Genomic DNA, 21,531 nt, shown 5'->3' with positions numbered 1-21,531 from the left:
TCCAGCCTGTCACGCTGGTCCTCATTCTCATGGTTTGTACTAGGGTTTGTCAAGTACATACTATCCATGAATGTATATGGATTCTTCAGGCAAATTCATTGGATTGGAATGGCTCGGGCCCTTACGCTGCGCCCACAACAGGAGACAAGCCATGCCCATTTCCACCGCCCGACGGCTCGCCCTTTCGCTGGCCGGCGCCAGCCTGCTGCTGGCCGCCCTGCCCGCGGCCGCCCAAACCTGGCCCGACAAGTCGCTCAAGATCATGGTCGGCGCCTCGCCCGGCGGTGGCACCGACATCCTGGCGCGCATGCTGGCCGACAAGATGGCGCCGCAGCTCAGGCAAAGCGTGGTGGTGGAGAACCGCCCCGGCGCCTCCAACACGATCGCCGCCGACCTGACCGCGCACGCCGCGCCCGATGGGACCACCCTCCTGCTCGCCACCAACACCGGCCAGGCCATCGCGCCCCACCTGCTCAAGCTCAAGTTCGATCCGCTGAAGGACCTGCAGCCGATCGGCCTGGTCGCGGTGATGCCCAACGTGCTGGTCGTCGCCGCTGACTCGCCCTACAAGTCGGTGAAGGAGCTCACCGCCGCGATGGTGGCCAAGCCAGGCCAGCTGAAGTACGCGTCCTCCGGCATCGGCAGCACCCAGCACATCGCCGGCGAAGCCTTCAACCTGGCGACCAGCACCAAGGCGATCCACGTGCCCTACAAGGGCAGCTCGCAGGCGCACATCGACATCATCTCGGGCGAAGTCACCATGATGTTCGACTCCACCTCGTCGGCCATGGGCCAGATCCGCGCCGGCAAGTTCCGCCCGCTCGCGGTGATGTCGGAGAAGCGCGCCGCCGAACTGCCCGACGTGCCGACCATGGCCGAAGCCGGCGTCAAGGGCGCCGACGTGCAGACCTGGTACGCGCTCTACGTCACGGCCGGCACGCCCAAGCCCGCCGTCGACACGCTGGTGGCCGAACTGCAGCGCGTGCTGAAGCTGCCCGACGTGCAGGCTCGCATCAAGGGCCTGGGCGGCGAGGTGGGCAACATCGGCGTCGACCAGTTCGCCGAGATGAACCGGCAGGAGTTCGAGCGCTTCCGCAAGCTGGTGAAGGACGCGAACATCAAGATGGAGGGCATGTGAGCGAAGAACGCAAGCCCCGCCTGGCCGTGGTGCTGGGCGACCCGGCCGGGGTCGGCCCCGAGATGGCCGTGAAGCTGCTGGCGCGCCCCGCGAATGCCGACCGGGCCGACCTGCTGGTGGTGGGGCCGCGTTCCACGCTGGAGCGGGCGCAGCGCATCGCCGGCACGCGCATCGATCCGCGCGTGCAGCACAGCGAGCGCCCGGAGCCGGCCGGCGGCGAACCGGCGCTCGGCGCCTTCAGCGAAGCCGCGGGCGCGATCGCGCTCGACGCGCTGCGCCACGCGACCGAGCTCGCGCGCCGCGGCGAAGTGGAAGGCGTGGTCTACGCGCCGCTGAACAAGCACGCGCTGCGCCTGGCCGGCATGCGCGAAGAGGACGAGCTGCGCTTCATGCAGGACCTGTTCGGCATCGAGGCCTTCACCTGCGAATTCAACATCACCGGCAAGCTGTGGACCGCGCGCGTCACTTCGCACGTGCCGCTGCGCGAAGTGGCGGACCTGATCACGCAACAGTCGGTGCGCGATGCCGTGCACCTGATAGCCCGCACGCTGCGCACCGCCGGCATCGCGCGGCCGCGCATCGCGGTGTCGGGGCTGAACCCGCACGCGGGTGACGGCGGCTCGATCGGCCGCGAGGAGATCGAGGTGATCGCACCGGCGGTGGAGTCGCTGCGCGCCGAGGGCGTGGAAGCGAGCGGCCCCTGGTCGCCCGACATCGTCTTCCTCGCCGCGCGGCGCGGCGACTTCGATGCGGTGGTGTCGATGTACCACGACCAGGGCCAGATCGCGATGAAGCTGCTGGGGTTCGAAAGCGGCGTGACGGTGGCCGGCGGACTGCCGGTGCCGGTGATGACCTCGGCGAGCGGCAGTGCGTTCGACATTGCGGGCAAGGGGATTGCGCGCGTCGACGGGCTGCAGAGCGCGTTCGATTTGTGCGCGAGGATGGCGGCGCAGAAGTTGCGGGAACCCGCCGCCGTGGCGGCCTGACCGCAAGCCTTCATGTCATTGCGGGCTTGACCCGCAATCCACCTCCGGTCGCTTGATGGACCGCCGGGGATGGATCCCGGGTCAGGCCCGGGATGACGTGCGGGGGCTCAAGCCTCGAACTGCGGATGCAGCTGCCGGATGCGGTTCATCGCCATCGCGGCCGCCGAGGTCCGCGTCTCCACGCCCAGCTTGACGAAGATCCGCTCCAGGTGCTTCTTCACCGTCGCCGGGCTGGCGCCGAGGATGTCGGCGATGTCGCGATTGATCTTGCCCTTCACCACCCAGTACAGCACCTCGGCCTCGCGCGCAGTCAGCTTGAAGGCCAGGCCCATCGCCTCGATCACCACGGCGTCGGACACTTCGCGCATCACGATCAGCCAGTCGTCGTCGCCGGTCTGCTGGTGCAGCCGGATCGACAGCCGCCGCGCGCCCTGCTGCGCCGACAGCCGCGGCGGCTCGATGTTGCGTTCGGCGTCCTGCAGGTGGCGGCGCAGCCACTCCAGCACCGGCGCCGGCGTTTCCGGCGCGCTGGTTCCGTAGTACGCCTTCAACAAGTCGCGCGCCAGCGGCGTCTGCCACATCAGGCGGCCGTCGCTGGGACGCACGGTGATGCTCGCGTAGCCGAAGGCGTCGAGCGCATTGCGCGTCTGGCGCGCGAGGCGCGCGCTCTGCAGATGCACGCCCATGCGCGCCAGCACTTCCTTGGGCTTGATCGGCTTGGTGACGTAATCGACACCGCCCGCCTCCAGCGCGGCGACCAGGTGCTCGGTCTCGGTGAGACCCGTCATGAAGATGATGGGAATGTGCGCCGTCTGCGGCCCCGCCTTCAGCCGCCGGGCGACTTCGAAGCCATCGAGGCCCGGCATCATCGCGTCGAGCAGCACGATGTCGGGCAAGGCCTGCGCCGCGCGCTGCAGCGCGGCTTCGCCGCTGGTGGCGACCAGCACCGTGTAACCGGACTCGTCCAGCGCGTCGTGCAGCACCGAGAGGTTATCGGGAACGTCGTCGACGACCAGCACCACGTCGCTGTCGACGCGATCGGGGAGCGCATTCATGGGGTGGGCTCCAGCGCCTGGCCGATCGCCTCGAAGCGGAAGTTGCGCGCGAGTTCACGCATGGCGGCAGTGAAGCCGGCGCAGGCCGGCGAGGCGGCGTCGATCGCGTCGAGCTGGTTGAGGATGCCGCGGTAGTAGCCGAGCTGCACCGCCTGCTGCAGCGGCGCGAGCAGGTCCGGCGCGGGCCGCACCCACTCCTGCGCTGGCGCCGGTTCCGGCGCCGCAACCGGCGCCTCCTGCAGCCAGCGCAACTGCAGCGAGCGCTCCAGCCAGTCCAGCAGCTCGCTGTGCCGCACCGGCTTCAGTATGAAGTCCTCCGCGCGGATGCCGGCGTCGTTCTCCAGCCCCTTGTCGAAGGCGTTGGCCGAGACCACCGCCACCTTCGCCCGCAAGTGCTCCATGCGGCGGATGCGCCGGATCGTTTCCCAGCCGTCGATGCCGGGCATGGCGAGGTCGACCAGCACCGCGTCGGGCTGCAGGCCCGCGGCAAGCAGGTCGAGCGCATCGTGGCCGCTGGCGGCGGTGCGGAGCTCGAAGCCGAGGGGCGCCAGCAGGTGCACCAGCAGTTCGCGGTCGGCCTCCTCGTTGTCCACCACGAGGATCTTGCGGCGCGCGCCTTCGTAGGCGCGACGCAGCCGGGGCGGCGCTACCCGCGCGACGGCGGCTGCATGCACCTCCGGCAGGAACAGCCGGACGCGGAACACCGAACCCACGCGCGGCGTGCTGCGCGCGGAGAGCTCGCCGCCCATCAGGTCGGTGAGCATCTTGGCGATGGTCAGCCCCAGCCCGGCGCCGGGCGCCGAGTGGCTCGCGCTGTTGCCACGCGCGAAGGGCTCGAAGATGGTCGCCAGTTCCTCTTGCGTGAGGCCCGGCCCGGTGTCCTCCACCTCGATCAGCGCCATCTCGCGGGAGTGCCGGATGCGGAACACGACGCGCCCTTCGGACGTGAACTTGATCGCGTTGCCCAGCAGGTTGATCAGGATCTGGCGCACCCGCTTCTCGTCGGCGCGTACCACCTCGGGCACGGCGCCTTCGGTCTCGAAGCGGAAGGCCAGGCCCTTGGCGGCGGCCTGCAGCTCGAACAGGCCGGCCATCTCGTGCACGAAATCCGCAAAGCGCATGGGCGCGACGTTCAGCGTCAGCTTGCCCGACTCGATGCGCGCGATGTCCAGCGTGCCTTCGATCAGCGACAGCAGGTGCTCGCCGCCGCGCCGGATGACGTTGACCGCGTGTTTGCGATGCGAGGGGATGGCCGCGTCCTCGCCCATCAGCTGCGCGTAGCCGAGGATGCTGTTCAAGGGCGTGCGCAGTTCGTGGCTGATGGCGCTGATGTAGCGGCTCTTGGCCTGGTTGGCGGATTCGGCCACGCGGCGCGCCTGCTGCAGCGCCTCGTCGGTCTGGCGGTGCGATTCGATCTCGCGCATCAGCAGGTTGGACTGCCGGTTGGATTCCTCCTGCGCCACCTGCCGGCTCTTGTGCGCCAGCACCAGCCACCACGCCACGATGCCGGCCACCAGCAGCAAGGCGAAGTAGGCCTTGACGAAGGTGGCCTTCAGGGTGCCTTGCACAAGCCAGCCCGGCTCGCTGGGCTGCGGCAGCGCCTGCACCTCCTGGTGGTATAGCAGGCCGAACAACGCGGCCAGCAACGGCGCGATCACCAGCATCAGCAGCAGGAAGTGGCCGAGGCCGGTGTCGAGGTAAGGCCACACGCGCCGCGGCAGCAAGGCCCGCAGCGCGCCCGACCATTGCGCCGACAGGCTTGCGTGCGGTTTGCACAGGTCGCCGCAGCGCGCGTCCAGCGTGCAGCACAGCGAACAGATGGGGCCCTGGTACGCCGGGCAGTGCGCCATGTCCGGGCCTTCGTACTCGCGCTCGCAGATCACGCAGCGGTGCGTGGCGAGCCGGTCGAATTCGGCGACCGGGGTGCGCGCGATGTAGTACCGGCCCTGGGTCCCCCATGCGATCAGGGGCGCCGTGACGAAGGCCACGCCCATCGCGATCAGCGCCGAGAACGCCTGCGCCGTGGGCCCGAACACGCCCAGGTAGGCGCTGATGGACAGCAGCGACGCCAGCGCCATCGCGCCGACGCCCACCGGGTTGATGTCGTAGAGGTGCGCGCGCTTGAACTCGATGCCCGGCGGCGACAGCCCCAGCGGCTTGTTGACGACGAGGTCCGCCACCACCGCCATCATCCAGGCGATGGCAATGTTGGAATACAGCCCCAGCACGTCGCCCAGCGCCTGGAACACGTTCATCTCCATCAGCATGAAGGCGATCAGCGTGTTGAACACGACCCAGACCACGCGCCCCGGGTGGCTGTGCGTGAGGCGCGAGAAGAAGTTGGACCAGGCCAGCGAGCCCGCATAGGCATTGGTCACGTTGATCTTCAGCTGCGAGATCACCACGAACAGCGCCGTCGCCGCCACCGCCCAGCCGTAGTTGGGAAAGACGTATTCGTAGGCGGCCAGGTACATCTGGTTTGGGTCGACCGCGCGATCCAGCGGCACCATGTGCTGGATCGCAAGGTAGGCGAGCAGCGCGCCGCCCAGCATCTTCACCACGCCCAGGATCACCCAGCCCGGCCCGCCCGCCAGCACGCCGGCCCACCAGGCCTTGCGGTTCGCCGCGGTGCGCGCCGGCATGAAGCGCAGGTAGTCGGCCTGTTCGCCCATCTGCGTGATCAGCGCGATGCCCACCGTGAGCGCGGCACCAAACAAGTGCAGTTCGAAGCCGCTGCCCGCCGATTTCTCCCCGGCGTAGTGCACGATTCCGTTGAATGCACCAGGGTCGCGCAGCAGCACGTAGACGAAAGGCACCACCAGCATCACCAGCCAGACCGGCTGCGTCCAGGCCTGCAGCCGGCTGATGGCGGACACGCCGTGCGTGACCAGCGGGATCACCACCAGCGCGCAGATCAGGTAGCCCCACGAGGGCGGGATCCCCAGCGCCAGGTCGAGCGCATAGGCCATCACCGCCGCCTCGAGCGCGAAGAAGATGAAGGTGAAGCTCGCGTAGATCAGCGAGGTGAGCGTCGAGCCGATGTAGCCGAAGCCCGCCCCGCGCGTGAGCAGGTCCATGTCGGCGCCGTAGCGCGCGGCGTAGATGGAGATCGGCAGGCCGGCGACGAAGATGATGAGGCCGGTGGCCAGGATGGCCCAGAAGGCATTCATGAACCCGTACTGCACCAGCAGCGTGGCCCCCACCGCCTCGAGGATCAGGAACGAGGCTGCCCCGAACGCGGTGTTGGCGACGCGGAAGGTCGACCACTTGCGAAAGCGCTCCGGCGTGTAGCGCAGCGCGTAGTCTTCCATCGTCTCGTGCGCGACCCAGCTGTTGTAGTCGCGGCGCACCTTCACCACGCGCTGCGGCGCTTCGGCGGGGTGGATGGGGATGGTGCGGCTCACGCAAGGCAAGTGCACGTTCCATGCCTGGCCCAGCTCTTGCACTAAGATCGTTAGCCCATGGAACTCACCCCCCGCGAGAAGGACAAGCTGCTGCTGTTCACCGCCGCCCTGCTGGCGGAGCGGCGCCTGGCGCGCGGGCTGCGGCTGAACTACCCGGAGGCGATGGCCTTGATCTCGGCGGCGGTGCTCGAAGGCGCGCGCGACGGCAAGTCCGTGGCGCAGCTCATGAGCGAAGGCCGCAGCGTGCTGACCCGCGCGCAGGTGATGGAAGGCGTCGCCGAGATGATCCCGGAGATCCAGGTCGAGGCCACCTTTCCCGACGGCACCAAGCTGGTCACGGTGCACCAGCCCATCGTCTGAACCCAGGAGAACGACCCATGTTCCAGCGCCTGCTGCCCGCCGCCCTGTGGGCGTTTGCCGCCTCCGCCCACGCGCACCCGGGCCACGGCGCGGTGAGCGAATGGCACTGGCATGCCAGCGACACCGCGGGCTTCCTCACGGTGGCCGTGCTGGCCGGCATCGCGCTGTGGCTGTCGCGCGGGGACTGAGACGGTGATCCCGGGCGAACTGCTCACCGACGCCGGCGACCACGCGCTCAACGCCGGCCGCCGGACGCTCACCGTCGTCGTGCAGAACACCGCCGACCGGCCGATCCAGGTCGGCTCGCACTACCACTTTGCCGAGACCAACGGTGCCCTGTCCTTCGACCGCGCAGCGGCGCGCGGCATGCGCCTGAACATCGCGTCCGGCACGGCCGTGCGCTTCGAGCCGGGCCAGCAGCGCACGGTGGAACTCGTCGACTTCGCCGGCGACCGCATCGTGCACGGCTTCCGCGCGCTGGTGCAAGGAAAACTCTAGATGGCAACGATTCCCCGCCGCGCCTATGCCGAGATGTTCGGCCCCACCAAGGGCGACCGCGTGCGGCTGGCCGACACCGAGCTGGTGATCGAGGTCGAGGACGACTACACCTTGCGCGCCGGCGGCTACGGCGAAGAGGTGAAGTTCGGCGGCGGCAAGACCATCCGCGACGGCATGGCGCAATCGCAGCGCACCCGCGCCGAAGGCGCGATGGACACCGTTCTCACCAACGCGCTGATCCTCGACCACTGGGGCATCGTCAAGGCCGACATCGGCTTGAAGGGCGGCCGCATCGCCGCGATCGGCAAGGCCGGCAACCCGGACACGCAACCCGGCGTCGACATCATCATCGGCCCCGGCACCGAGATCATCAGCTGCGAAGGCTCCATCGTCACGGCGGGCGGCATCGATGCGCACATCCACTTCATCTGCCCGCAGCAGATCGACGAGGCGCTGGCTTCGGGCGTGACCACCATGTTCGGCGGCGGCACCGGCCCGGCGACGGGCACCTTCGCCACCACCTGCACGCCCGGCCCCTGGAACATGGAGCGCATGCTGCAGGCGGCCGACGGCTTCGCGATGAACCTGGGCTTCATGGGCAAGGGCAACGCGAGCCAGCCGCAGGCGCTGCGCGAGCAGGTGGCGGCCGGCGCCATCGGCCTGAAGCTGCACGAGGACTGGGGCACCACGCCCGCGGCCATAGCCAACTGCCTCGACGTGGCCGACGAGATGGATATCCAGGTCGCCATCCACTCCGACACGCTCAACGAGTCGGGCTTCGTCGAGAACACCATCGCGGCCACCAAGGGCCGCGGCATCTGCGCCTTCCATACCGAGGGCGCGGGTGGCGGCCACGCGCCCGACATCCTGAAGGTGGTGGGCGAGCCCAACTTCCTGCCATCGTCGACCAACCCGACGATGCCTTACACCGTGAACACGCTCGACGAGCACGTCGACATGCTGATGGTGTGCCATCACCTCGACCCGGCGATCCCGGAAGACCTGGCCTTCGCCGAAAGCCGCATCCGCAAGGAGACCATCGCGGCCGAGGACATCCTGCACGACCTGGGCGCGATCAGCATGATGTCCAGCGACTCGCAGGCCATGGGCCGCGTGGGCGAAGTGATCCTGCGCACCTGGCAGACCGCGCACAAGATGAAGCTGCAGCGCGGCGCGCTGCCGGGCGACGGCGAGCGCAACGACAACTTCCGCGCCAAGCGCTACGTCGCCAAGTACACGATCAACCCGGCGATCGCGCACGGTATCAGCCACGAGGTGGGCAGCATCGAGGTCGACAAGTGGGCGGACCTCGTCGTGTGGAAGCCGGCCTTCTTCGGCGTCAAGCCCGCCCTGATCCTCAAGGGCGGCTTCATCGCGATGGCGGCCATGGGCGACGCCAACGCCTCGATCCCGACGCCGCAGCCGGTGCACTACCGGCCCATGTTCGGCAGCTTCGGCGGCGCGCTGGCCCGCGGCTCGCTCACCTTCGTCTCGCAGGCCGCGCTGGCGGTTGGCGTGAAGGAGAAGTACGGCCTCGCCAAGACCGTGAGCGCGGTCGCTGACATCCGCCGCGTGCGCAAGCAGCACCTGGTGCACAACAGCTACGTGCCCAAGATGGAGATCGACGCGCAGACCTACGCCGTCCGCGCCGACGGCCAGCTGCTCACCTGCGAGCCGGCGGTGGTGCTGCCGATGGCGCAGCGGTATTTCTTGTTCTAATCCGCGCATGCTGCAAGTTTCGAAGATCCTGCCGCGGGGGCAGGGGCTGGCCCCCGTCCTCCTCAAGCGTGCCGCCAGCGTGGAACTCGACTGGGACGTGCGCCAGAAAAGCCGCTTCGACGCCACCGATTCGCAGGGCCGCCGGCTCGGCGTGTTCCTGCCGCGCGGCACCGTGGTGCGCGGCGACGACGTGCTGGTGGCGGAGGACGGCTCGATGATCCGCGTCATCGCCGCCGCGCAGCCGGTGCTGGTGATCACGCACTGCCCCGAGCACGGTACGCCTTTCGACCTGGTGCGCGCGGCCTACCACCTGGGCAACCGCCACGTTGCCATCGAGCTCAAGCCCGACCACCTCAAGATCGAACCGGACCACGTGCTGGCCGACATGCTGCGCGCCATGCACCTGATCGTGAAGCCGCAGGACGCCGCTTTCGAACCGGAAGGCGGCGCCTATGCCGCCGGCGGCCACCACGGCCATGACCACGCTCACTGACGAAGAACTGCTGCGCCTCACGTGGCTGGCCTCGCCGGCCCTGCCCGTGGGCGGTTTCTCCTATTCGGAGGGCATCGAGGCGGCCGTGGAAGCCGGTCTGGTCCGCGACGAGGAGAGCGCGGGCGACTGGCTGGTGGACCAATTGCTGGTGGCGGTGGCCCGCGGCGACCTCGCCGTGGTGGCCGCGGTGGCGCAAGGCCCTGCGCGCGCTGCCGAGATGGACGACTGGGTTCGACAGACGCGCGAGACCAGCGAGTTCCGCCTGCAATCCGAACAGATGGGCCGTTCCCTCTCCGACGTAGGGTGGGTTCGCGCAGCGACCCCACCATCCGAAGATCCGCAGTCCAGGACCTACCCCGTCGCCTTCGCCCTCGCCGCCCAAGGCGCCCCCGCCCGTGCCACCTGCCTCGCCTACGCCTTCGGCTGGTCCGAAAACATGATGCAGGCCGCGATCAAGTCGGTGCCGCTGGGGCAGGCCGCCGGCCAGCGCATCCTGGGCCGCCTGGCGCAAGAGATCCCCGCCGCGGTCGACCACGCCTTGGCCAGCGCGCCGCAGGCCTTCACGCCGATGCTGGCCATCCTTTCCGCTCGCCACGAAACGCAATACTCGCGACTGTTCCGCTCATGACCACCCAACTGCACCACATCGCCAACCGCACCAAGAAATTGCCGCCGCTGCGCGTCGGAATCGGCGGCCCGGTCGGCTCGGGGAAGACGACGCTGCTGGAGATGCTGTGCAAGGCCATGCGCGAGCGCTACGACCTGGTGGCCATCACCAACGACATCTACACCAAGGAAGACCAGCGCCTGCTGACCGTGAGCGGCGCGCTGCCGGCCGAACGCATCGTCGGCGTGGAGACCGGCGGCTGCCCGCACACGGCGATCCGCGAGGATGCCTCCATCAACCTGGAGGCGATCGACCGCATGCTGGAGAATTTCCCGGATGCCGACATCGTGTTCGTCGAATCGGGCGGCGACAACCTGGCGGCCACGTTCAGCCCGGAACTGAGCGACCTCACCATCTACGTGATCGACGTCGCCGCGGGCGAGAAGATCCCGCGCAAGGGCGGGCCCGGCATCACCAAGAGCGACCTGTTCGTCATCAACAAGACCGACCTGGCGCCCTACGTGGGCGCCGACCTGGGCGTGATGGAAGCCGACACGCGCCGCATGCGCCGCGACAAGCCCTTCGTGATGACCAACCTGAAGACGCGAACGGGGCTCGACGAAGTCGTCAAGTTCATCGAGCGCAAGGGAATGCTTCAAGACTTGCCGGGTAGTCACCAGATGTAATCGGCGACGCGGCCGCGTCCTACAGTCAGATCGGCCGGCGCCGCGTAAGTTGGCGGCATGAAACTGCTGCACGAGCCGCCCGCCGGGTTCGACGGGATCGCCAGGAGCTTCGCGATGGCGAAGCACATGCCCACCACGCACCGCCTGGGGCTGAAGATCGGCATCGCCCAGGAAGGCGTGCTGCTGGCACAAGGCGAGCTCGATGGCTACCGCCAGGTCGCCTTCTTCTCGAAACACTTGCGCAGCCTCGGCTACAAGGAACACCTGCTGGGTGGCGAGGACGAAATGTTCGGCTGCGACATGCTGTTCTCGGTGGCGCCGCCGCCCAAGCGCCGCGTCGAGGACAGCGACCCGTCGTTCATCCGCCGGCCAGCGGTGGAACTCTGGCCCGCACGGAACTGATTCCATGCACAGCAACTCCAGGCCGGCTGCCCTCACCGACGACGCGGACGGCGAACTGCCGGAGCCGGGCCAGCGCTGGGGCTCGGGCGCGCAGAGCGTGCTGCCTTACCTGACGAAATCGCTGCGCGCCAAGCCGGCAAGCGCCGTCGATCCGCGCGATGCCACGCGTCCTGGCGGACGCAACCCCGTCTTCAGCGATTGGCCGCGGCGCTCGCAGTCCTAGGCTTTCGTCCTCTGCTTGCGGCGGGTATCGAGGTACCACGCAAGGAAAGGCAGCAGCAGCATCGAGCCCGGGATCGCCCAGATGAAAAGGTAGGGGCTGACCGACGACGCCGATCGCACCATTCCCTTGAGCTTGTCCTTCTCCTCGGGCGTCCACTTGCCGCCGCGGCGCTGCTTCATCAGCAGCGGCCACGCGCCTTTCATCGACGCGAGCTCGTCGCGAAAGCGCCGCTGCTCGCGGTGATTGCCGGCGAGGAAGGAACAGAACCACACCGGCGCCCGTTTCATCCGCGCCTGGAAATGCTTGGTGGAGTTCGGGTCGAACTCGGCAGTAGGAGCAGGCGGGGAGGATTTCCAGAGGCGCATCCGCGAAGGATAGGCCGATCACGCGGCGGCCACAACGCTCAGATGGCGGAAGCGGTGAGATTCGAACTCACGGACGTCTCACAACGTCGGCGGTTTTGGTAGTCACTCACATTGCTGCGCAATATGAGTGCCTCCCCAACGCTACGCGTTGAACAAGACCGCGGCACCGGCGTCATCCCCGCGAAGGCGGGGACCCAGGGCTTCCAACAAGCAGAGGTAGTGGCGGAAGCGGTGAGATTCGAACTCACGGACGTCTCACAACGTCGGCGGTTTTCAAGACCGCTGGATTAAACCACTCTCCCACGCTTCCTTCTGGCCGATTCTAGTCGGCGAGGAACAGCGCCTGCAGGTCACTGAGGAAATCGAAGCCCCGCTCCGTCGGCCGCACGCGGGCGAAGTCGCGCTCGATCAGGCCCTTCGCCTCCGCTTCTTTCAGCGGCTTCTCGATCGCGCTCAAGGGCAGGCCGGTGCGATCCACGAAATCCTGCAGCACGAAGCCCTCGCGCAAGCGCAGCGCGTTCAGCATGTACTCGAACGGCAGCTGCGCGCGCGGCACTTCCTCGTCCTGCGCGATGGCGTTGCCGGCCAGGGCGTTGTCCATGTACAGCTTGGGCTCGCGGTAGCGGACCTGCCGCACCACGCGATGCGGAAAACTCAGCTTGCCGTGCGCGCCCGCGCCTATGCCCAGGTAGTCGCCGAACTGCCAGTAGTTGAAGTTGTGCCAGCAGCGGTGCTCCGGCCGCGCATAGGCCGAGACTTCGTAGCGCTCCAGGCCGGCGCCGGTGGTCATCTCGGTGATGCGATCGAGCATCGCGTACGCCGTGTCTTCCGGTGGCGTGACCGGCGGGAACTTGGCGAAGTAGGTGTTGGGCTCGATGGTCAGGTGATAGATCGACAGGTGCGGCGGCGCCAGCGCCAGCGCCTGCGTCACGTCTTCCTCCAGCTGCGCCAGCGTCTGGCCGGGCAGCGCGTACATCAGGTCGATGTTGAAGGTCTCGAAGGAAGCCGCGGCTTCCTCCACCGCGGCGATCGCCTGGCCGCTGTTGTGCACGCGGCCCAGCGCGCGCAGGTGCGCGTCGTTGAAGCTTTGCACGCCCACCGACAGCCGCGTGACACCCGCCGCGCGGAAGGCCTTGAAGCGGTCCTTCTCGAAGGTGCCGGGGTTCGCCTCCAGGGTGATCTCGCAATCGGCCACGAGCTTCAGCCGCGCGCGGATGTCGGAGATCAGGCGTTCGATGCCTTGCGGCGAGAAGAGGCTGGGCGTGCCACCGCCGATGAAGATGCTGTGCACCTCGCGGCCCCACACCAGCGGCAGCGAGGCCTCCAGGTCGGTCACCAGCGCATCGAGGTAGCGCTGCTCCGGCATCGCCGAAGGCTGCATCTCGTGCGAATTGAAGTCGCAGTACGGGCACTTCTTCAGGCACCACGGCAGGTGCACGTAGAGCGACAGCGGCGGCAAGGCCGCCAGCTGCAGCGTGCCCGGCCGCATGTAGCGTTGCATGTCGGGGGTCATAGCCAGCGTTCGCGAATGAGCTGGACCATCTGCCGCGCCGCCTGGCCGCGATGGCTGTTCGCGTTCTTCACTTCCGGCGGCAGCTGCGCGAAGGTCTGGCCGAAAGCCGGGATGTACATCACCGGGTCGAAGCCGAAGCCATTGCGGCCCACCGGTTCGCGCGCGATCTCGCCAGCGGCACGACCCACGGCGATCAGCGGCTCCGGATCTTCCGGCGAGCGGACCGCCACCAGCGTACTGACGAGCGCGGCGCGCCGGTTCTGGATGGTCTGCATCTGCTCCAGCAAGGCCTTGACGTTGTTGTCGTCGCCCTTGGGATAGCCGAACTGCGTCGCGTAGAAGGCCGTGTCCACGCCCGGCAGGCCGCCGAAGGCATCGACGCACAGGCCCGCGTCGTCCGCCACCGCGGGCAGCCCGCTGTGCTGCGCCGCGTTGCGCGCCTTGGCGAGCGCGTTCTCGACGAAGGTGCGGTGCGGCTCCTCGGCCTCGGGCACGCCGAGGTCGCCCTGGCGGATCAGCTGCACGCCGAGCGGCGCGAACATGTCCTGCAGCTCGGCGAGCTTGCCGGCATTGTTCGACGCGAGGACCAGCTTCACGCCGCCAGCGCCTGGTTCTGCAGGACGACCAGCTCGCCGATGCCCTTTTCGGCCAGGCGCAGCAGTTCGTCCATCTCGGCGCGCGTGAACGCAGCGCCTTCGGCCGTGCCCTGCACTTCGACGTAGTGGCCGGCTCCCGTCATCACCACGTTCATGTCGGTGTCGCAGGCGACGTCCTCGACGTATTCCAGGTCCAGCAGCGGCGTGCCTTCGACGATGCCCACCGAGATCGCGGCGACGGGGCCGAGCACGGGCGACTCGGCCAGCTTGCCGGAGGCCAGCAGCTTGTTCACCGCATCGCGTGCGGCCACGAAAGCTCCGGTGATCGCGGCGGTGCGGGTGCCGCCGTCGGCCTGCAGCACGTCGCAGTCCAGCGTGATGGTGCGCTCGCCCAGCTTCTTCAGGTCGAACACGGCGCGCAGCGAGCGGCCGATGAGGCGCTGGATCTCCTGCGTGCGGCCGCTTTGCTTGCCGCGGGCGGCTTCGCGGTCGCCACGGGTGTGCGTGGCGCGCGGCAGCATGCCGTATTCCGCCGTCACCCAGCCTTCGCCGCTGCCGCGCTTGTGCGGCGGCACTTTTTCTTCGACCGAGGCCGTGCACAGCACGCGGGTGTTGCCGAACTCGATGAGCACCGAGCCCTCGGCGTGGATGGTGAAGCCGCGGGTGATGCGGACGGGACGGAGCTGGTCGGCGGCGCGGCTGCCGGGACGGACAAAGGAAGACATGCGCGAATCATAGCCATCGCGCAATGTCATCCCGCGCGGGCGGGAATGACGGGCTGCTAGCCCTTGCGGGCCGCCGAGCGCTTGATCGCTTCGTTGATCTCGGCGATGGACCGCTCGATGGCGGCGTCGTCGAGGTCGTCGACCAGGGTGTCGAGCACGCCGGCCTGGATGGTCGAGGCGAAGACGCCGTCGCTGATCGAATCCGTGCTGATGCCGCGGGTGGACTCGAAGCTGTCCGGCGTTTCCCACTCCATCGCGATCACGGTGACGTTGTCGGAGTGCTCGCCGCCGTTGCGCAGCGCCCCTTCGACGAGGTCGGGCACCGCCTGCGCGACCGGCTTGCCGCTCAGCTCGCGCACGATGTCCAGGTCGCTCAGGCTGCCCCACAGGCCGTCGGAGCACAGCAGGATCTTGTCGCCCTGCTGCAGCTGCACCGGGCCGGTCACGTCGAAGACCGGCTTGGTCGGCGAGCCCAGGCAGGTGAAAAGGATGTTGCGGTTGATCCGGTCCATGCGGATCACGCCGGCGTTCTGCTGCTCCAGGTACGAGTGGTCGCGCGTGCGCGTCAGCATCTCGTTGCCGCGCACGACGTACAGCCGCGAGTCGCCGCAGTGCACCCAGGTGGCGTGCTGGCCCTGGACGATGGCCGCCACCAGCGTGGTGCGGGGCGTGTCGAGCATGCCCTTCTCGCTGGCGTAGCGGATGATCTGGTGGTGCGCGGCCATGAGGGCGACGGAGAGGAACTCCGTGACGTCCTTCACGACCGGGCGCGCTTCCTTCTGGTACAGCGCGGAGATGGTCTGCAGCGCGAGCTGGGCGGCGATTTCGCCTTCCGGATGGCCGCCCATGCCGTCGGCGAGCAGGAACAGGCCCGACTCGCGCGTGTAGCAATAGCCCATGCGGTCTTCGTTCTTTTCGCGGCCGCCCTTGCGGCTGACCTGGAAGACCGAGAATTTCATCGTGCCTTGGCTCCGCCGAACCCGGTTGCGCGCTTCATGCTCTTCTTGGTGTCGGTGACCATGTTGTCGAACTGGAGCCGCATCTTCTCACCGACCGACAGCTTCGTGTAGCGCCGCTCGCCCTCCCGGCTCAGTTCCTTCTGGAGGGCAAACACCGACTGCGGGCGCGAAAGCGGATCGAGCGACATGCACCATTCGACCACTTCGATCAGGTTGTCGCTATAGACGCCGCGCAGGCGGCTCAATGCAAGCGCCAGGCGGTCTTTTTCCAGCCGCTGCGGCGCGTCGTTCGGGGGATAACCCTGCATGCAGGCATAGATGCAGGCGCCGATGGCGTAGATGTCGGTCCACGGCCCCATCGAGGAATCGCGCCGGTACATCTCGGGCGCCGCGAAGCCGGGGGTGTACATCGGGCGGATGAAGTTGCCTTCCTTGGACAGCACTTCGCGCGCGGCGCCGAAGTCGATCATCACCGCGCGGTTGTCGTCGGTGATGAAGATGTTGGCCGGCTTGATGTCCAGGTGCAGCATCTTGTGCTGGTGCACGATGCGCAAGCCGCGCAGGATCTCGTCGAACAGCGAGCGGATGGTGGACTCGCGGAACACCTTCTGCTTCTTCAGCTCGCGGGCGGTGATGATGAAGTCCTGCAGGGTCGCGCCCTCCAGGTAGTTCATCACCATGTAGACGGTTTCGTTCTCGCGGAAGAAATTCAGCACGCTCACGACCGAGCTGTGCGAGATCTGGGCGAGCGAACGGCCTTCTTCGAAGAAGCTTTTCAGGCCCAGGCGGTAGAGGGAGAGCTTTTCCGGCGCCACCTGCGGCAGCAGTTCACCGGGCGGCCGGGTGGCCAGGGAGGACGGCAGGTATTCCTTGATGGCGACCTGCTGGCCCTCGTTGTCGACGGCCAGGTACACAACCCCGAAACCCCCGGCGGAGAGCTTGCGCACCACCCGATAGCCGCCGATCACGGTATCCGGCGGCAAGGGGGCGGGTTTGACCTTTGACATAATTTGAAGATTGTGCGGGCCTGCCGATGGCCCGGTGTCCCTTCCTCGCAACGAACAGCAAAGAACTCCTCCGTGCCAGTTTACAGCATGACCGGCTACGCTTCGGCGCAGCAAACCCCGGGTTCGCAGCCTGCCAACAACGAAAGCGGCAAGCCTGCAACACCCGCGGCGCGCCTGGGACTGGAGATCCGCTCGGTCAACAGCCGCTTCCTGGACCTGTCGTTCCGACTCGGCGAGGAACTGCGCTCCCACGAGCCGGCGCTGCGGGAATTGATCACCGCCCGGGTGAAGCGCGGCAAGGTCGAAGTGCGCGCGGGCGTCGAGGGCACGGCCGCCGACAGCGTGCGCGAGCCCTCGGTGCGCACCCTGCAGCGCGTCTCCGCGGTGCAGGACACCGTGCGCAGCTGGATGCCGGAAGCCGGCGCCCTGTCGGTCGCCGAGATCCTGCGCCTGGCCTCGGCCGAGAACACCGGCGACGCCGACTACGCCGAGCCGCTGCAGGCCCTGGCCGGCAAGGTGCTGGCCGACCTGCTGTCCGCCCGCGAGCGTGAAGGCGCCCGCCTGGCCACGATGCTGCTTGGCCACCTGAAGCAGTTGCGCGCCCTGGCCGAACAGGCCAGGCCGCTGGTGCCGCAGCTGGTGGAGCAGCAGCGCAACCGCTTCCTCGAACGCTGGAAGGAAGCGATGGCGCTGGGCGAAGGCACGGCCACGCCGGAGGCGGCCCAGGACCGCGCGCTGACCGAAGCCACCGCTTTCGCGATCCGGATCGACGTGGCCGAGGAGCTCACGCGCCTGGCCGCCCACCTGGACGAGATCGAGCGCCTGATCACCAAGGGCGGCGAGATCGGCAAGCGGCTGGACTTCCTGATCCAGGAACTGCACCGCGAGGCCAACACCCTGGGCTCGAAGTCCGCGGCGCTGGAGCTGACCCGGATCTCCGTCGACATGAAGGTCCTGATCGAGCAGATGCGCGAGCAGGTCCAGAACATCGAATAAGCTCGCGTATGGACTACCCGGGTAACCTTTTCGTTGTGGCCGCGCCTTCCGGGGCGGGCAAGTCCAGCTTGGTCAAGGCCCTGCGCGAGCTCGACTCGCACGTGATGCCCTCGGTGTCGCACACCACCCGGCCGCCGCGCGGCCAGGAAAAGCACGGGCGCGAGTACTTCTTCGTGCCGGCCAGCGAGTTCGACCAGATGGTGCTGGCCGACGGCTTCGTCGAATGGGCCCACGTGCACGGCCACCGCTACGGCACGTCCAAGAAGGCCATCGAGGACCGCATCGCCCAGGGCGCCGACGTGATCCTCGAGATCGACTGGCAGGGCGCGCTGCAGATCAAGCGCATCTATCCCAACGCGGTGCTGATCTTCATCCTGCCTCCCAGCTGGGACGAATTGCGCTCGCGGCTGGAGCGGCGCGGCGAGGACACCCCTGAGGTCATCGAAACCCGGCTGGCCAATGCGGCTGCCGAACTGGCGCAGGCAAAAGAATTCGATTTCGTTATAATCAACGAGTTATTTGAGCGTGCCCTGTTCGATCTCAAGGCAATCGTGCACGCCCAGCGGCTGAAATACCTGTCCCAGCGCCGCCTGCGCGCCGAGGTCTTCCAGGCTCTCGGCATCTAGACAGAACCCCCCTCGGAAAGAATCCATGGCCCGTATCACCGTCGAAGACTGCCTCGAAAAGATCCCCAACCGCTTCCAGCTGGTGCTGGCCGCGACCTACCGCGCCCGCATGCTGAGCCAGGGCCACGCGCCCAAGATCGAAAGCAAGAACAAGCCGGGCGTCACCGCCCTGCGCGAGATTGCCGAAGGCAAGATCGGGCTGGAGATGCTGAAGAAAGTGCCGGGTTAAGCGAAGCGTTCGCCCGGCATCCCCGCGTAGGCGGGGATCCAGTAAAAGCACCGCCTGGCGGTGCTTTTTTGTTTTGCCCTCTATCATGGGGCCATGAGCGCGGTGCTCCACCCCACGGGCAAGCGACCCAGCAGCCCCATCCTCCCCTCCCCCGCCGCGGCCAACGCCGCAGCGGCAAGCTTTGCCGCGCTCACCGCCCGGCTCGACTACCTGGACCCGGCCGAGGTCGACCAGGTCCGCAAGGCCTACCGCTTTGCCGACGAGGCGCACCTGGGCCAGATCCGCGCCAGCGGCGAGCCCTACATCACCCACCCGATCGCCGTGGCGGCGCAGTGCGCCGAGTGGAAGCTCGACGTGCAGGCCCTCATGGCGGCGCTGCTGCACGACGCGATCGAGGATTGCGGCGTCACCAAGCCGGAGCTGATCGAGCGCTTCGGCGCGCCGGTGGCCGAACTGGTCGACGGCCTGACCAAGCTGGACAAGCTGCAGTTCAACACCCGCGAGGAAAACCAGGCCGAGAGCTTCCGCAAGATGCTGCTGGCCATGGCCCGCGACGTGCGGGTGATCCTGGTCAAGCTGGCCGACCGCTCGCACAACATGCGGACGCTGGAAGACGTGCCGCGCGAGAAGTGGGCGCGCATCTCCTCCGAGACGCTGGACATCTACGCGCCCATCGCGCACCGCCTGGGCCTGAACGCCACCTACCGCGAGCTGCAGGAGCTGGCCTTCCGCTACCTCAAGCCCTGGCGCTACGCCATCCTGAACAAGGCCGTGAGCAAAGCCCGCAGCCGCCGGCGCGACCTGATCCAGAAGGTGCAGCGCGACGTCGAGGCGTCCTTCGAGGCCGCCGGCATGAAGGTGCGCATCGCCGGGCGCGAGAAGACGCTCTATTCCGTCTACCGCAAGATGGACGAGAAGCACCTGAGCTTTGCCCAGGTCACCGACATCTACGGCTTCCGCATCATCGTGCCGACGGTCACCGACTGCTACACCGCGATGGGCCTGCTGCACCAGCAGTACAAGCCGGTGCCGGGCCGCTTCAAGGACCACATCGCCATCCCCAAGATCAACGGCTACCAGTCGCTGCACACCACGCTGGTCGGGCCCTCGGGGGTGAACGTCGAATTCCAGCTGCGCACCGAAGCCATGCACCTGGTGGCCGAGTCGGGCGTGGCCGCGCACTGGCTGTACAAGGCGACCGCGTTGCAGGAAGAAAGCCAGGAGCGGCTGGGCACCAAGTGGCTGCAATCGCTGCTGGACATCCAGAACGAGACGCGCGACGCCGCCGAATTCTGGGACCACGTCAAGATCGACCTCTTCCCCGATGCGGTCTACGTGTTCACGCCCAAGAGCCAGATCCTGGCGCTGCCGCGCGGCGCGACGGTGGTCGACTTCGCCTACGCCATCCACTCCGACGTGGGCGATCGCACGGCCGCCGCCCGCATCAATGGCGCGCAAGTGCCGCTGCGCACCGAGCTGAAGAACGGCGACGTGGTGGAAGTGGTGACGGCTGCCGTGTCCGCTCCCAACCCCGCGTGGCTGGGCTTCGTGCGCACCGGCCGTGCCCGCTCCAAGATCCGGCATCACCTGAAGACGATGGCGCATGCCGAGTCGCAGGAGCTCGGCGAGAAATTGCTGGCCCAGGCGCTGCGCGCCGAAGGCCTGGAGCGCCTGCCGCCGGACGACGAGCAGTACCACGCGCTGTGGGAAAAGCTGCTGCGCTTCACCGGCAACCGCAGCCGGGCCGAGCTGCTGACCGACCTGGGCCTGGGCCGCCGGATTGCCGGCATCGTCGCCAAGCGCCTGATGGTGCTGCTGGGCGAGATGGGCGAGAAGCCGGACGCGCTGCTTCTCAGCCGCGAGCGCTTCACCGCGCACGAGAACGTATCGCAAGGCGGGATTACGCTGGACGGCAGCGAGAACGCCTCGGTGCAGTTCGCCACCTGCTGCCGCCCCATTCCGGGCGACCCCATCGTCGGCTACCTCGGTCGCGGCGAGGGCCTGGTCGTGCATGCCGAGACCTGCTCGGTGGCGCGCCGCCTGCAGCACAAGGATGCCGAGCGCTTCATCGGCGTGGAGTGGGCCGACGATCCGGTGCGCTCCTTCGAGACCGGCGTGCTGGTGACCGTGGCCAACGGCAAGGGCACGCTGGCGCGCGTCGCCGCCGCGCTGGCCAACGCCGAAGCGGACATCGTGCACGTCGACATGGACGACGGCCGCGCCCAGGACGCCACCGACCTGCGCTTCGTCGTTTCGGTGCGCGACCGCAACCACCTCGAGGCGGTGCTGCGCAATTTGAAGCGCACGCCTTCGGTGATGAACGCGGTGCGGATCAGGCCGGGGAGCTGACCCCGGTCGCGGGCGGATACTCCACCCGCAGCACTTCGACCTCCTGCGCCCCCGCCGGCGTCACCAGCTTCACCACGTCGCCTTCCCTCGCCTTCAGCAGGGCCCGGGCGATCGGCGAGATCCAGCTCACCTGGCCTTGCGCGCTGTCGGCCTCGTCGATGCCCAGGATGGTGACCGTGCGCTCGGTGCCCGACTCTTCCGCATAGGTCACGGTGGCGCCGAAGAACACTTGGTCGCGGCCCGCGTGCACCGTCGGGTCGGTCACTTCGGCGATCTCCAGGCGCTTGGTCAGGAAGCGGATGCGGCGATCGATCTCGCGCAGCCGCTTCTTGCCGTAGATGTAGTCGCCGTTCTCGGACCGGTCCCCGTTGCTTGCCGCCCAGTGCACGATCTCCACCACCTTGGGCCGCTCGTCGTCGATCAGCTGCAGCAGCTCCGCGCGCAGGCGCGCGTAGCCTTGCGGCGTGATGTAGTTCTTGCTGCCCGCGGGCAAGGGAGGGAGTCCGCCGCCGTCTTCGTCGTCGTCGATGTCGCTGTCGGTCTCGCGCGTGAACGCCTTGCTCATCCCGCAAGCATAGCCAGTGCGCCGCGCTGG

23 protein-coding genes, 1 tRNA gene and 1 pseudogene are annotated in these 21,531 nt (G+C 68.0%); 15 read left to right on the top strand and 10 right to left on the bottom strand.

Annotated features, from left to right (window positions below; genetic code table 11):
- Positions 1-151 precede the first annotated feature (151 nt).
- Together LZ009_RS03545 and LZ009_RS03540 are read left to right on the top strand one after the other, a co-directional pair.
- Complete coding sequence (locus LZ009_RS03545) at positions 152-1,138, top strand: Bug family tripartite tricarboxylate transporter substrate binding protein (RefSeq protein WP_275696488.1); 987 nt, start codon at positions 152-154, stop codon at positions 1,136-1,138.
- The gene (locus LZ009_RS03540) at positions 1,135-2,124 is read left to right on the top strand and encodes a 4-hydroxythreonine-4-phosphate dehydrogenase PdxA (RefSeq protein WP_275696487.1); all 990 of its coding nucleotides are present in this window, start codon (positions 1,135-1,137) and stop codon (positions 2,122-2,124) included. The genes LZ009_RS03545 and LZ009_RS03540 overlap by 4 nt, the downstream gene beginning before the upstream one ends.
- 107 nt (positions 2,125-2,231) lie before the next feature.
- Here LZ009_RS03540 and LZ009_RS03535 read toward each other — a convergent pair whose 3' ends face one another.
- Together LZ009_RS03535 and LZ009_RS03530 are read right to left on the bottom strand one after the other, a co-directional pair.
- Complete coding sequence (locus LZ009_RS03535; protein ID WP_275696486.1) at positions 2,232-3,179, bottom strand: response regulator transcription factor; 948 nt, start codon at positions 3,177-3,179, stop codon at positions 2,232-2,234.
- Positions 3,176-6,490: a hybrid sensor histidine kinase/response regulator gene (locus LZ009_RS03530; RefSeq protein ID WP_275697106.1), complete on the bottom strand. Its 3,315-nt coding sequence runs from the start codon at positions 6,488-6,490 to the stop codon at positions 3,176-3,178. The genes LZ009_RS03535 and LZ009_RS03530 overlap by 4 nt, the downstream gene beginning before the upstream one ends.
- Positions 6,491-6,640: 150 nt before the next feature.
- On the opposite strand from LZ009_RS03530, the gene LZ009_RS03525 reads away from it, so the two are divergent.
- From LZ009_RS03525 to LZ009_RS03485, 9 genes and pseudogenes are all read left to right on the top strand, one after another.
- Positions 6,641-6,943, top strand: coding sequence for an urease subunit gamma (locus tag LZ009_RS03525; RefSeq protein WP_275696485.1), 303 nt, complete (start codon positions 6,641-6,643; stop codon positions 6,941-6,943).
- 17 nt (positions 6,944-6,960) lie between these two features.
- Positions 6,961-7,131 carry a hypothetical protein gene (locus LZ009_RS03520; RefSeq protein WP_275696484.1) on the top strand — a complete coding sequence of 57 codons (171 nt, stop codon included), beginning with the start codon at positions 6,961-6,963 and terminating at the stop codon, positions 7,129-7,131.
- A gap of 4 nt (positions 7,132-7,135) precedes the next feature.
- Positions 7,136-7,441, top strand: coding sequence for an urease subunit beta (locus tag LZ009_RS03515; RefSeq protein ID WP_275696483.1), 306 nt, complete (start codon positions 7,136-7,138; stop codon positions 7,439-7,441).
- Entirely contained in the window at positions 7,442-9,160 is a 1,719-nt protein-coding gene (gene ureC, locus LZ009_RS03510) for an urease subunit alpha (protein WP_275696482.1), read from the top strand. It abuts the gene before it with no gap.
- 7 nt (positions 9,161-9,167) lie between these two features.
- Positions 9,168-9,650, top strand: a pseudogene (gene ureE, locus LZ009_RS03505) (urease accessory protein UreE); the annotation flags it as partial.
- Positions 9,637-10,281 (top strand): urease accessory protein UreF, encoded by a 645-nt coding sequence (locus LZ009_RS03500; RefSeq protein ID WP_275696481.1) that lies wholly within the window; start codon positions 9,637-9,639, stop codon positions 10,279-10,281. The pseudogene ureE and the gene LZ009_RS03500, both read left to right, overlap by 14 nt.
- The gene (ureG, locus tag LZ009_RS03495; RefSeq protein WP_275696480.1) at positions 10,278-10,946 is read left to right on the top strand and encodes an urease accessory protein UreG; all 669 of its coding nucleotides are present in this window, start codon (positions 10,278-10,280) and stop codon (positions 10,944-10,946) included. Before LZ009_RS03500 ends, ureG begins: the two co-directional genes overlap by 4 nt.
- Positions 10,947-11,003: 57 nt before the next feature.
- Positions 11,004-11,348 (top strand): hypothetical protein, encoded by a 345-nt coding sequence (locus LZ009_RS03490; RefSeq protein WP_275696479.1) that lies wholly within the window; start codon positions 11,004-11,006, stop codon positions 11,346-11,348.
- A 4-nt stretch (positions 11,349-11,352) separates the two neighbouring features.
- Positions 11,353-11,571, top strand: a complete 219-nt coding sequence (locus tag LZ009_RS03485; protein ID WP_275696478.1) for a hypothetical protein — start codon at positions 11,353-11,355, stop codon at positions 11,569-11,571.
- Here the strand turns inward: LZ009_RS03485 and LZ009_RS03480 are convergent.
- The 7 genes from LZ009_RS03480 to LZ009_RS03450 form a co-directional block, all read right to left on the bottom strand.
- Positions 11,568-11,936: a hypothetical protein gene (locus LZ009_RS03480; RefSeq protein ID WP_275696477.1), complete on the bottom strand. Its 369-nt coding sequence runs from the start codon at positions 11,934-11,936 to the stop codon at positions 11,568-11,570. The two genes, LZ009_RS03485 and LZ009_RS03480, sit on opposite strands and share 4 nt — an antisense overlap.
- Positions 11,937-12,156: 220 nt before the next feature.
- Positions 12,157-12,246: transfer RNA gene (locus LZ009_RS03475), tRNA-Ser, on the bottom strand.
- A 12-nt stretch (positions 12,247-12,258) separates the two neighbouring features.
- Positions 12,259-13,449 carry a radical SAM family heme chaperone HemW gene (hemW, locus tag LZ009_RS03470; RefSeq protein WP_346730720.1) on the bottom strand — a complete coding sequence of 397 codons (1,191 nt, stop codon included), beginning with the start codon at positions 13,447-13,449 and terminating at the stop codon, positions 12,259-12,261.
- A complete protein-coding gene (gene rdgB, locus LZ009_RS03465; protein ID WP_275696475.1) occupies positions 13,446-14,045 on the bottom strand; it encodes an RdgB/HAM1 family non-canonical purine NTP pyrophosphatase in 600 nt (199 codons plus the stop codon). The genes hemW and rdgB overlap by 4 nt, the downstream gene beginning before the upstream one ends.
- A complete protein-coding gene (rph, locus tag LZ009_RS03460) occupies positions 14,042-14,770 on the bottom strand; it encodes a ribonuclease PH (protein ID WP_275696474.1) in 729 nt (242 codons plus the stop codon). Before rph ends, rdgB begins: the two co-directional genes overlap by 4 nt.
- A gap of 56 nt (positions 14,771-14,826) precedes the next feature.
- Positions 14,827-15,729 (bottom strand): PP2C family protein-serine/threonine phosphatase, encoded by a 903-nt coding sequence (locus LZ009_RS03455; RefSeq protein ID WP_275696473.1) that lies wholly within the window; start codon positions 15,727-15,729, stop codon positions 14,827-14,829.
- Positions 15,726-16,736 carry a serine/threonine protein kinase gene (locus LZ009_RS03450; RefSeq protein ID WP_275696472.1) on the bottom strand — a complete coding sequence of 337 codons (1,011 nt, stop codon included), beginning with the start codon at positions 16,734-16,736 and terminating at the stop codon, positions 15,726-15,728. The genes LZ009_RS03455 and LZ009_RS03450 overlap by 4 nt, the downstream gene beginning before the upstream one ends.
- Positions 16,737-16,808: 72 nt before the next feature.
- On the opposite strand from LZ009_RS03450, the gene LZ009_RS03445 reads away from it, so the two are divergent.
- The 4 genes from LZ009_RS03445 to LZ009_RS03430 all read left to right on the top strand — a co-directional run bounded on the left by LZ009_RS03445 (position 16,809) and on the right by LZ009_RS03430 (position 20,936).
- A complete protein-coding gene (locus LZ009_RS03445; protein WP_275696471.1) occupies positions 16,809-17,732 on the top strand; it encodes a YicC/YloC family endoribonuclease in 924 nt (307 codons plus the stop codon).
- A gap of 8 nt (positions 17,733-17,740) precedes the next feature.
- Positions 17,741-18,358 (top strand): guanylate kinase, encoded by a 618-nt coding sequence (gmk, locus tag LZ009_RS03440; RefSeq protein WP_275696470.1) that lies wholly within the window; start codon positions 17,741-17,743, stop codon positions 18,356-18,358.
- 25 nt (positions 18,359-18,383) lie between these two features.
- Positions 18,384-18,587 (top strand): DNA-directed RNA polymerase subunit omega, encoded by a 204-nt coding sequence (gene rpoZ, locus LZ009_RS03435; protein WP_077592946.1) that lies wholly within the window; start codon positions 18,384-18,386, stop codon positions 18,585-18,587.
- 93 nt (positions 18,588-18,680) lie between these two features.
- Positions 18,681-20,936 carry a RelA/SpoT family protein gene (locus LZ009_RS03430; protein WP_275696469.1) on the top strand — a complete coding sequence of 752 codons (2,256 nt, stop codon included), beginning with the start codon at positions 18,681-18,683 and terminating at the stop codon, positions 20,934-20,936.
- Here the strand turns inward: LZ009_RS03430 and greB are convergent.
- Positions 20,920-21,501, bottom strand: coding sequence for a transcription elongation factor GreB (greB, locus tag LZ009_RS03425; protein WP_275696468.1), 582 nt, complete (start codon positions 21,499-21,501; stop codon positions 20,920-20,922). The two genes, LZ009_RS03430 and greB, sit on opposite strands and share 17 nt — an antisense overlap.
- Positions 21,502-21,531 lie beyond the last annotated feature (30 nt).

It is taken from the genome of Ramlibacter paludis (assembly GCF_022012305.1).
Lineage (GTDB): Bacteria > Pseudomonadota > Gammaproteobacteria > Burkholderiales > Burkholderiaceae_C > Ramlibacter > Ramlibacter paludis.
The sequence above is the reverse complement of the archived record's forward strand: the minus strand, read 5'-3'. Positions and strand labels throughout refer to the sequence as shown.

Bases quoted from the DNA above. Each gene is read 5' to 3' on its own strand.
- LZ009_RS03545 (WP_275696488.1), top strand. From the start codon at position 152: ATGCCCATTTCCACCGCCCGACGGCTCGCCCTTTCGCTGGCCGGCGCC.
- LZ009_RS03535 (WP_275696486.1), bottom strand. From the start codon at position 3,179: ATGAATGCGCTCCCCGATCGCGTCGACAGCGACGTGGTGCTGGTCGTC.
- LZ009_RS03530 (WP_275697106.1), bottom strand. From the start codon at position 6,490: ATGGAAGACTACGCGCTGCGCTACACGCCGGAGCGCTTTCGCAAGTGG.
- LZ009_RS03525 (WP_275696485.1), top strand. From the start codon at position 6,641: ATGGAACTCACCCCCCGCGAGAAGGACAAGCTGCTGCTGTTCACCGCC.
- LZ009_RS03520 (WP_275696484.1), top strand. From the start codon at position 6,961: ATGTTCCAGCGCCTGCTGCCCGCCGCCCTGTGGGCGTTTGCCGCCTCC.
- ureC (WP_275696482.1), top strand. From the start codon at position 7,442: ATGGCAACGATTCCCCGCCGCGCCTATGCCGAGATGTTCGGCCCCACC.
- LZ009_RS03500 (WP_275696481.1), top strand. From the start codon at position 9,637: ATGACCACGCTCACTGACGAAGAACTGCTGCGCCTCACGTGGCTGGCC.
- ureG (WP_275696480.1), top strand. From the start codon at position 10,278: ATGACCACCCAACTGCACCACATCGCCAACCGCACCAAGAAATTGCCG.
- LZ009_RS03490 (WP_275696479.1), top strand. From the start codon at position 11,004: ATGAAACTGCTGCACGAGCCGCCCGCCGGGTTCGACGGGATCGCCAGG.
- LZ009_RS03485 (WP_275696478.1), top strand. From the start codon at position 11,353: ATGCACAGCAACTCCAGGCCGGCTGCCCTCACCGACGACGCGGACGGC.
- LZ009_RS03480 (WP_275696477.1), bottom strand. From the start codon at position 11,936: ATGCGCCTCTGGAAATCCTCCCCGCCTGCTCCTACTGCCGAGTTCGAC.
- hemW (WP_346730720.1), bottom strand. From the start codon at position 13,449: ATGACCCCCGACATGCAACGCTACATGCGGCCGGGCACGCTGCAGCTG.
- rph (WP_275696474.1), bottom strand. From the start codon at position 14,770: ATGTCTTCCTTTGTCCGTCCCGGCAGCCGCGCCGCCGACCAGCTCCGT.
- LZ009_RS03455 (WP_275696473.1), bottom strand. From the start codon at position 15,729: ATGAAATTCTCGGTCTTCCAGGTCAGCCGCAAGGGCGGCCGCGAAAAG.
- LZ009_RS03450 (WP_275696472.1), bottom strand. From the start codon at position 16,736: ATGTCAAAGGTCAAACCCGCCCCCTTGCCGCCGGATACCGTGATCGGC.
- gmk (WP_275696470.1), top strand. From the start codon at position 17,741: ATGGACTACCCGGGTAACCTTTTCGTTGTGGCCGCGCCTTCCGGGGCG.
- rpoZ (WP_077592946.1), top strand. From the start codon at position 18,384: ATGGCCCGTATCACCGTCGAAGACTGCCTCGAAAAGATCCCCAACCGC.
- LZ009_RS03430 (WP_275696469.1), top strand. From the start codon at position 18,681: ATGAGCGCGGTGCTCCACCCCACGGGCAAGCGACCCAGCAGCCCCATC.
- greB (WP_275696468.1), bottom strand. From the start codon at position 21,501: ATGAGCAAGGCGTTCACGCGCGAGACCGACAGCGACATCGACGACGAC.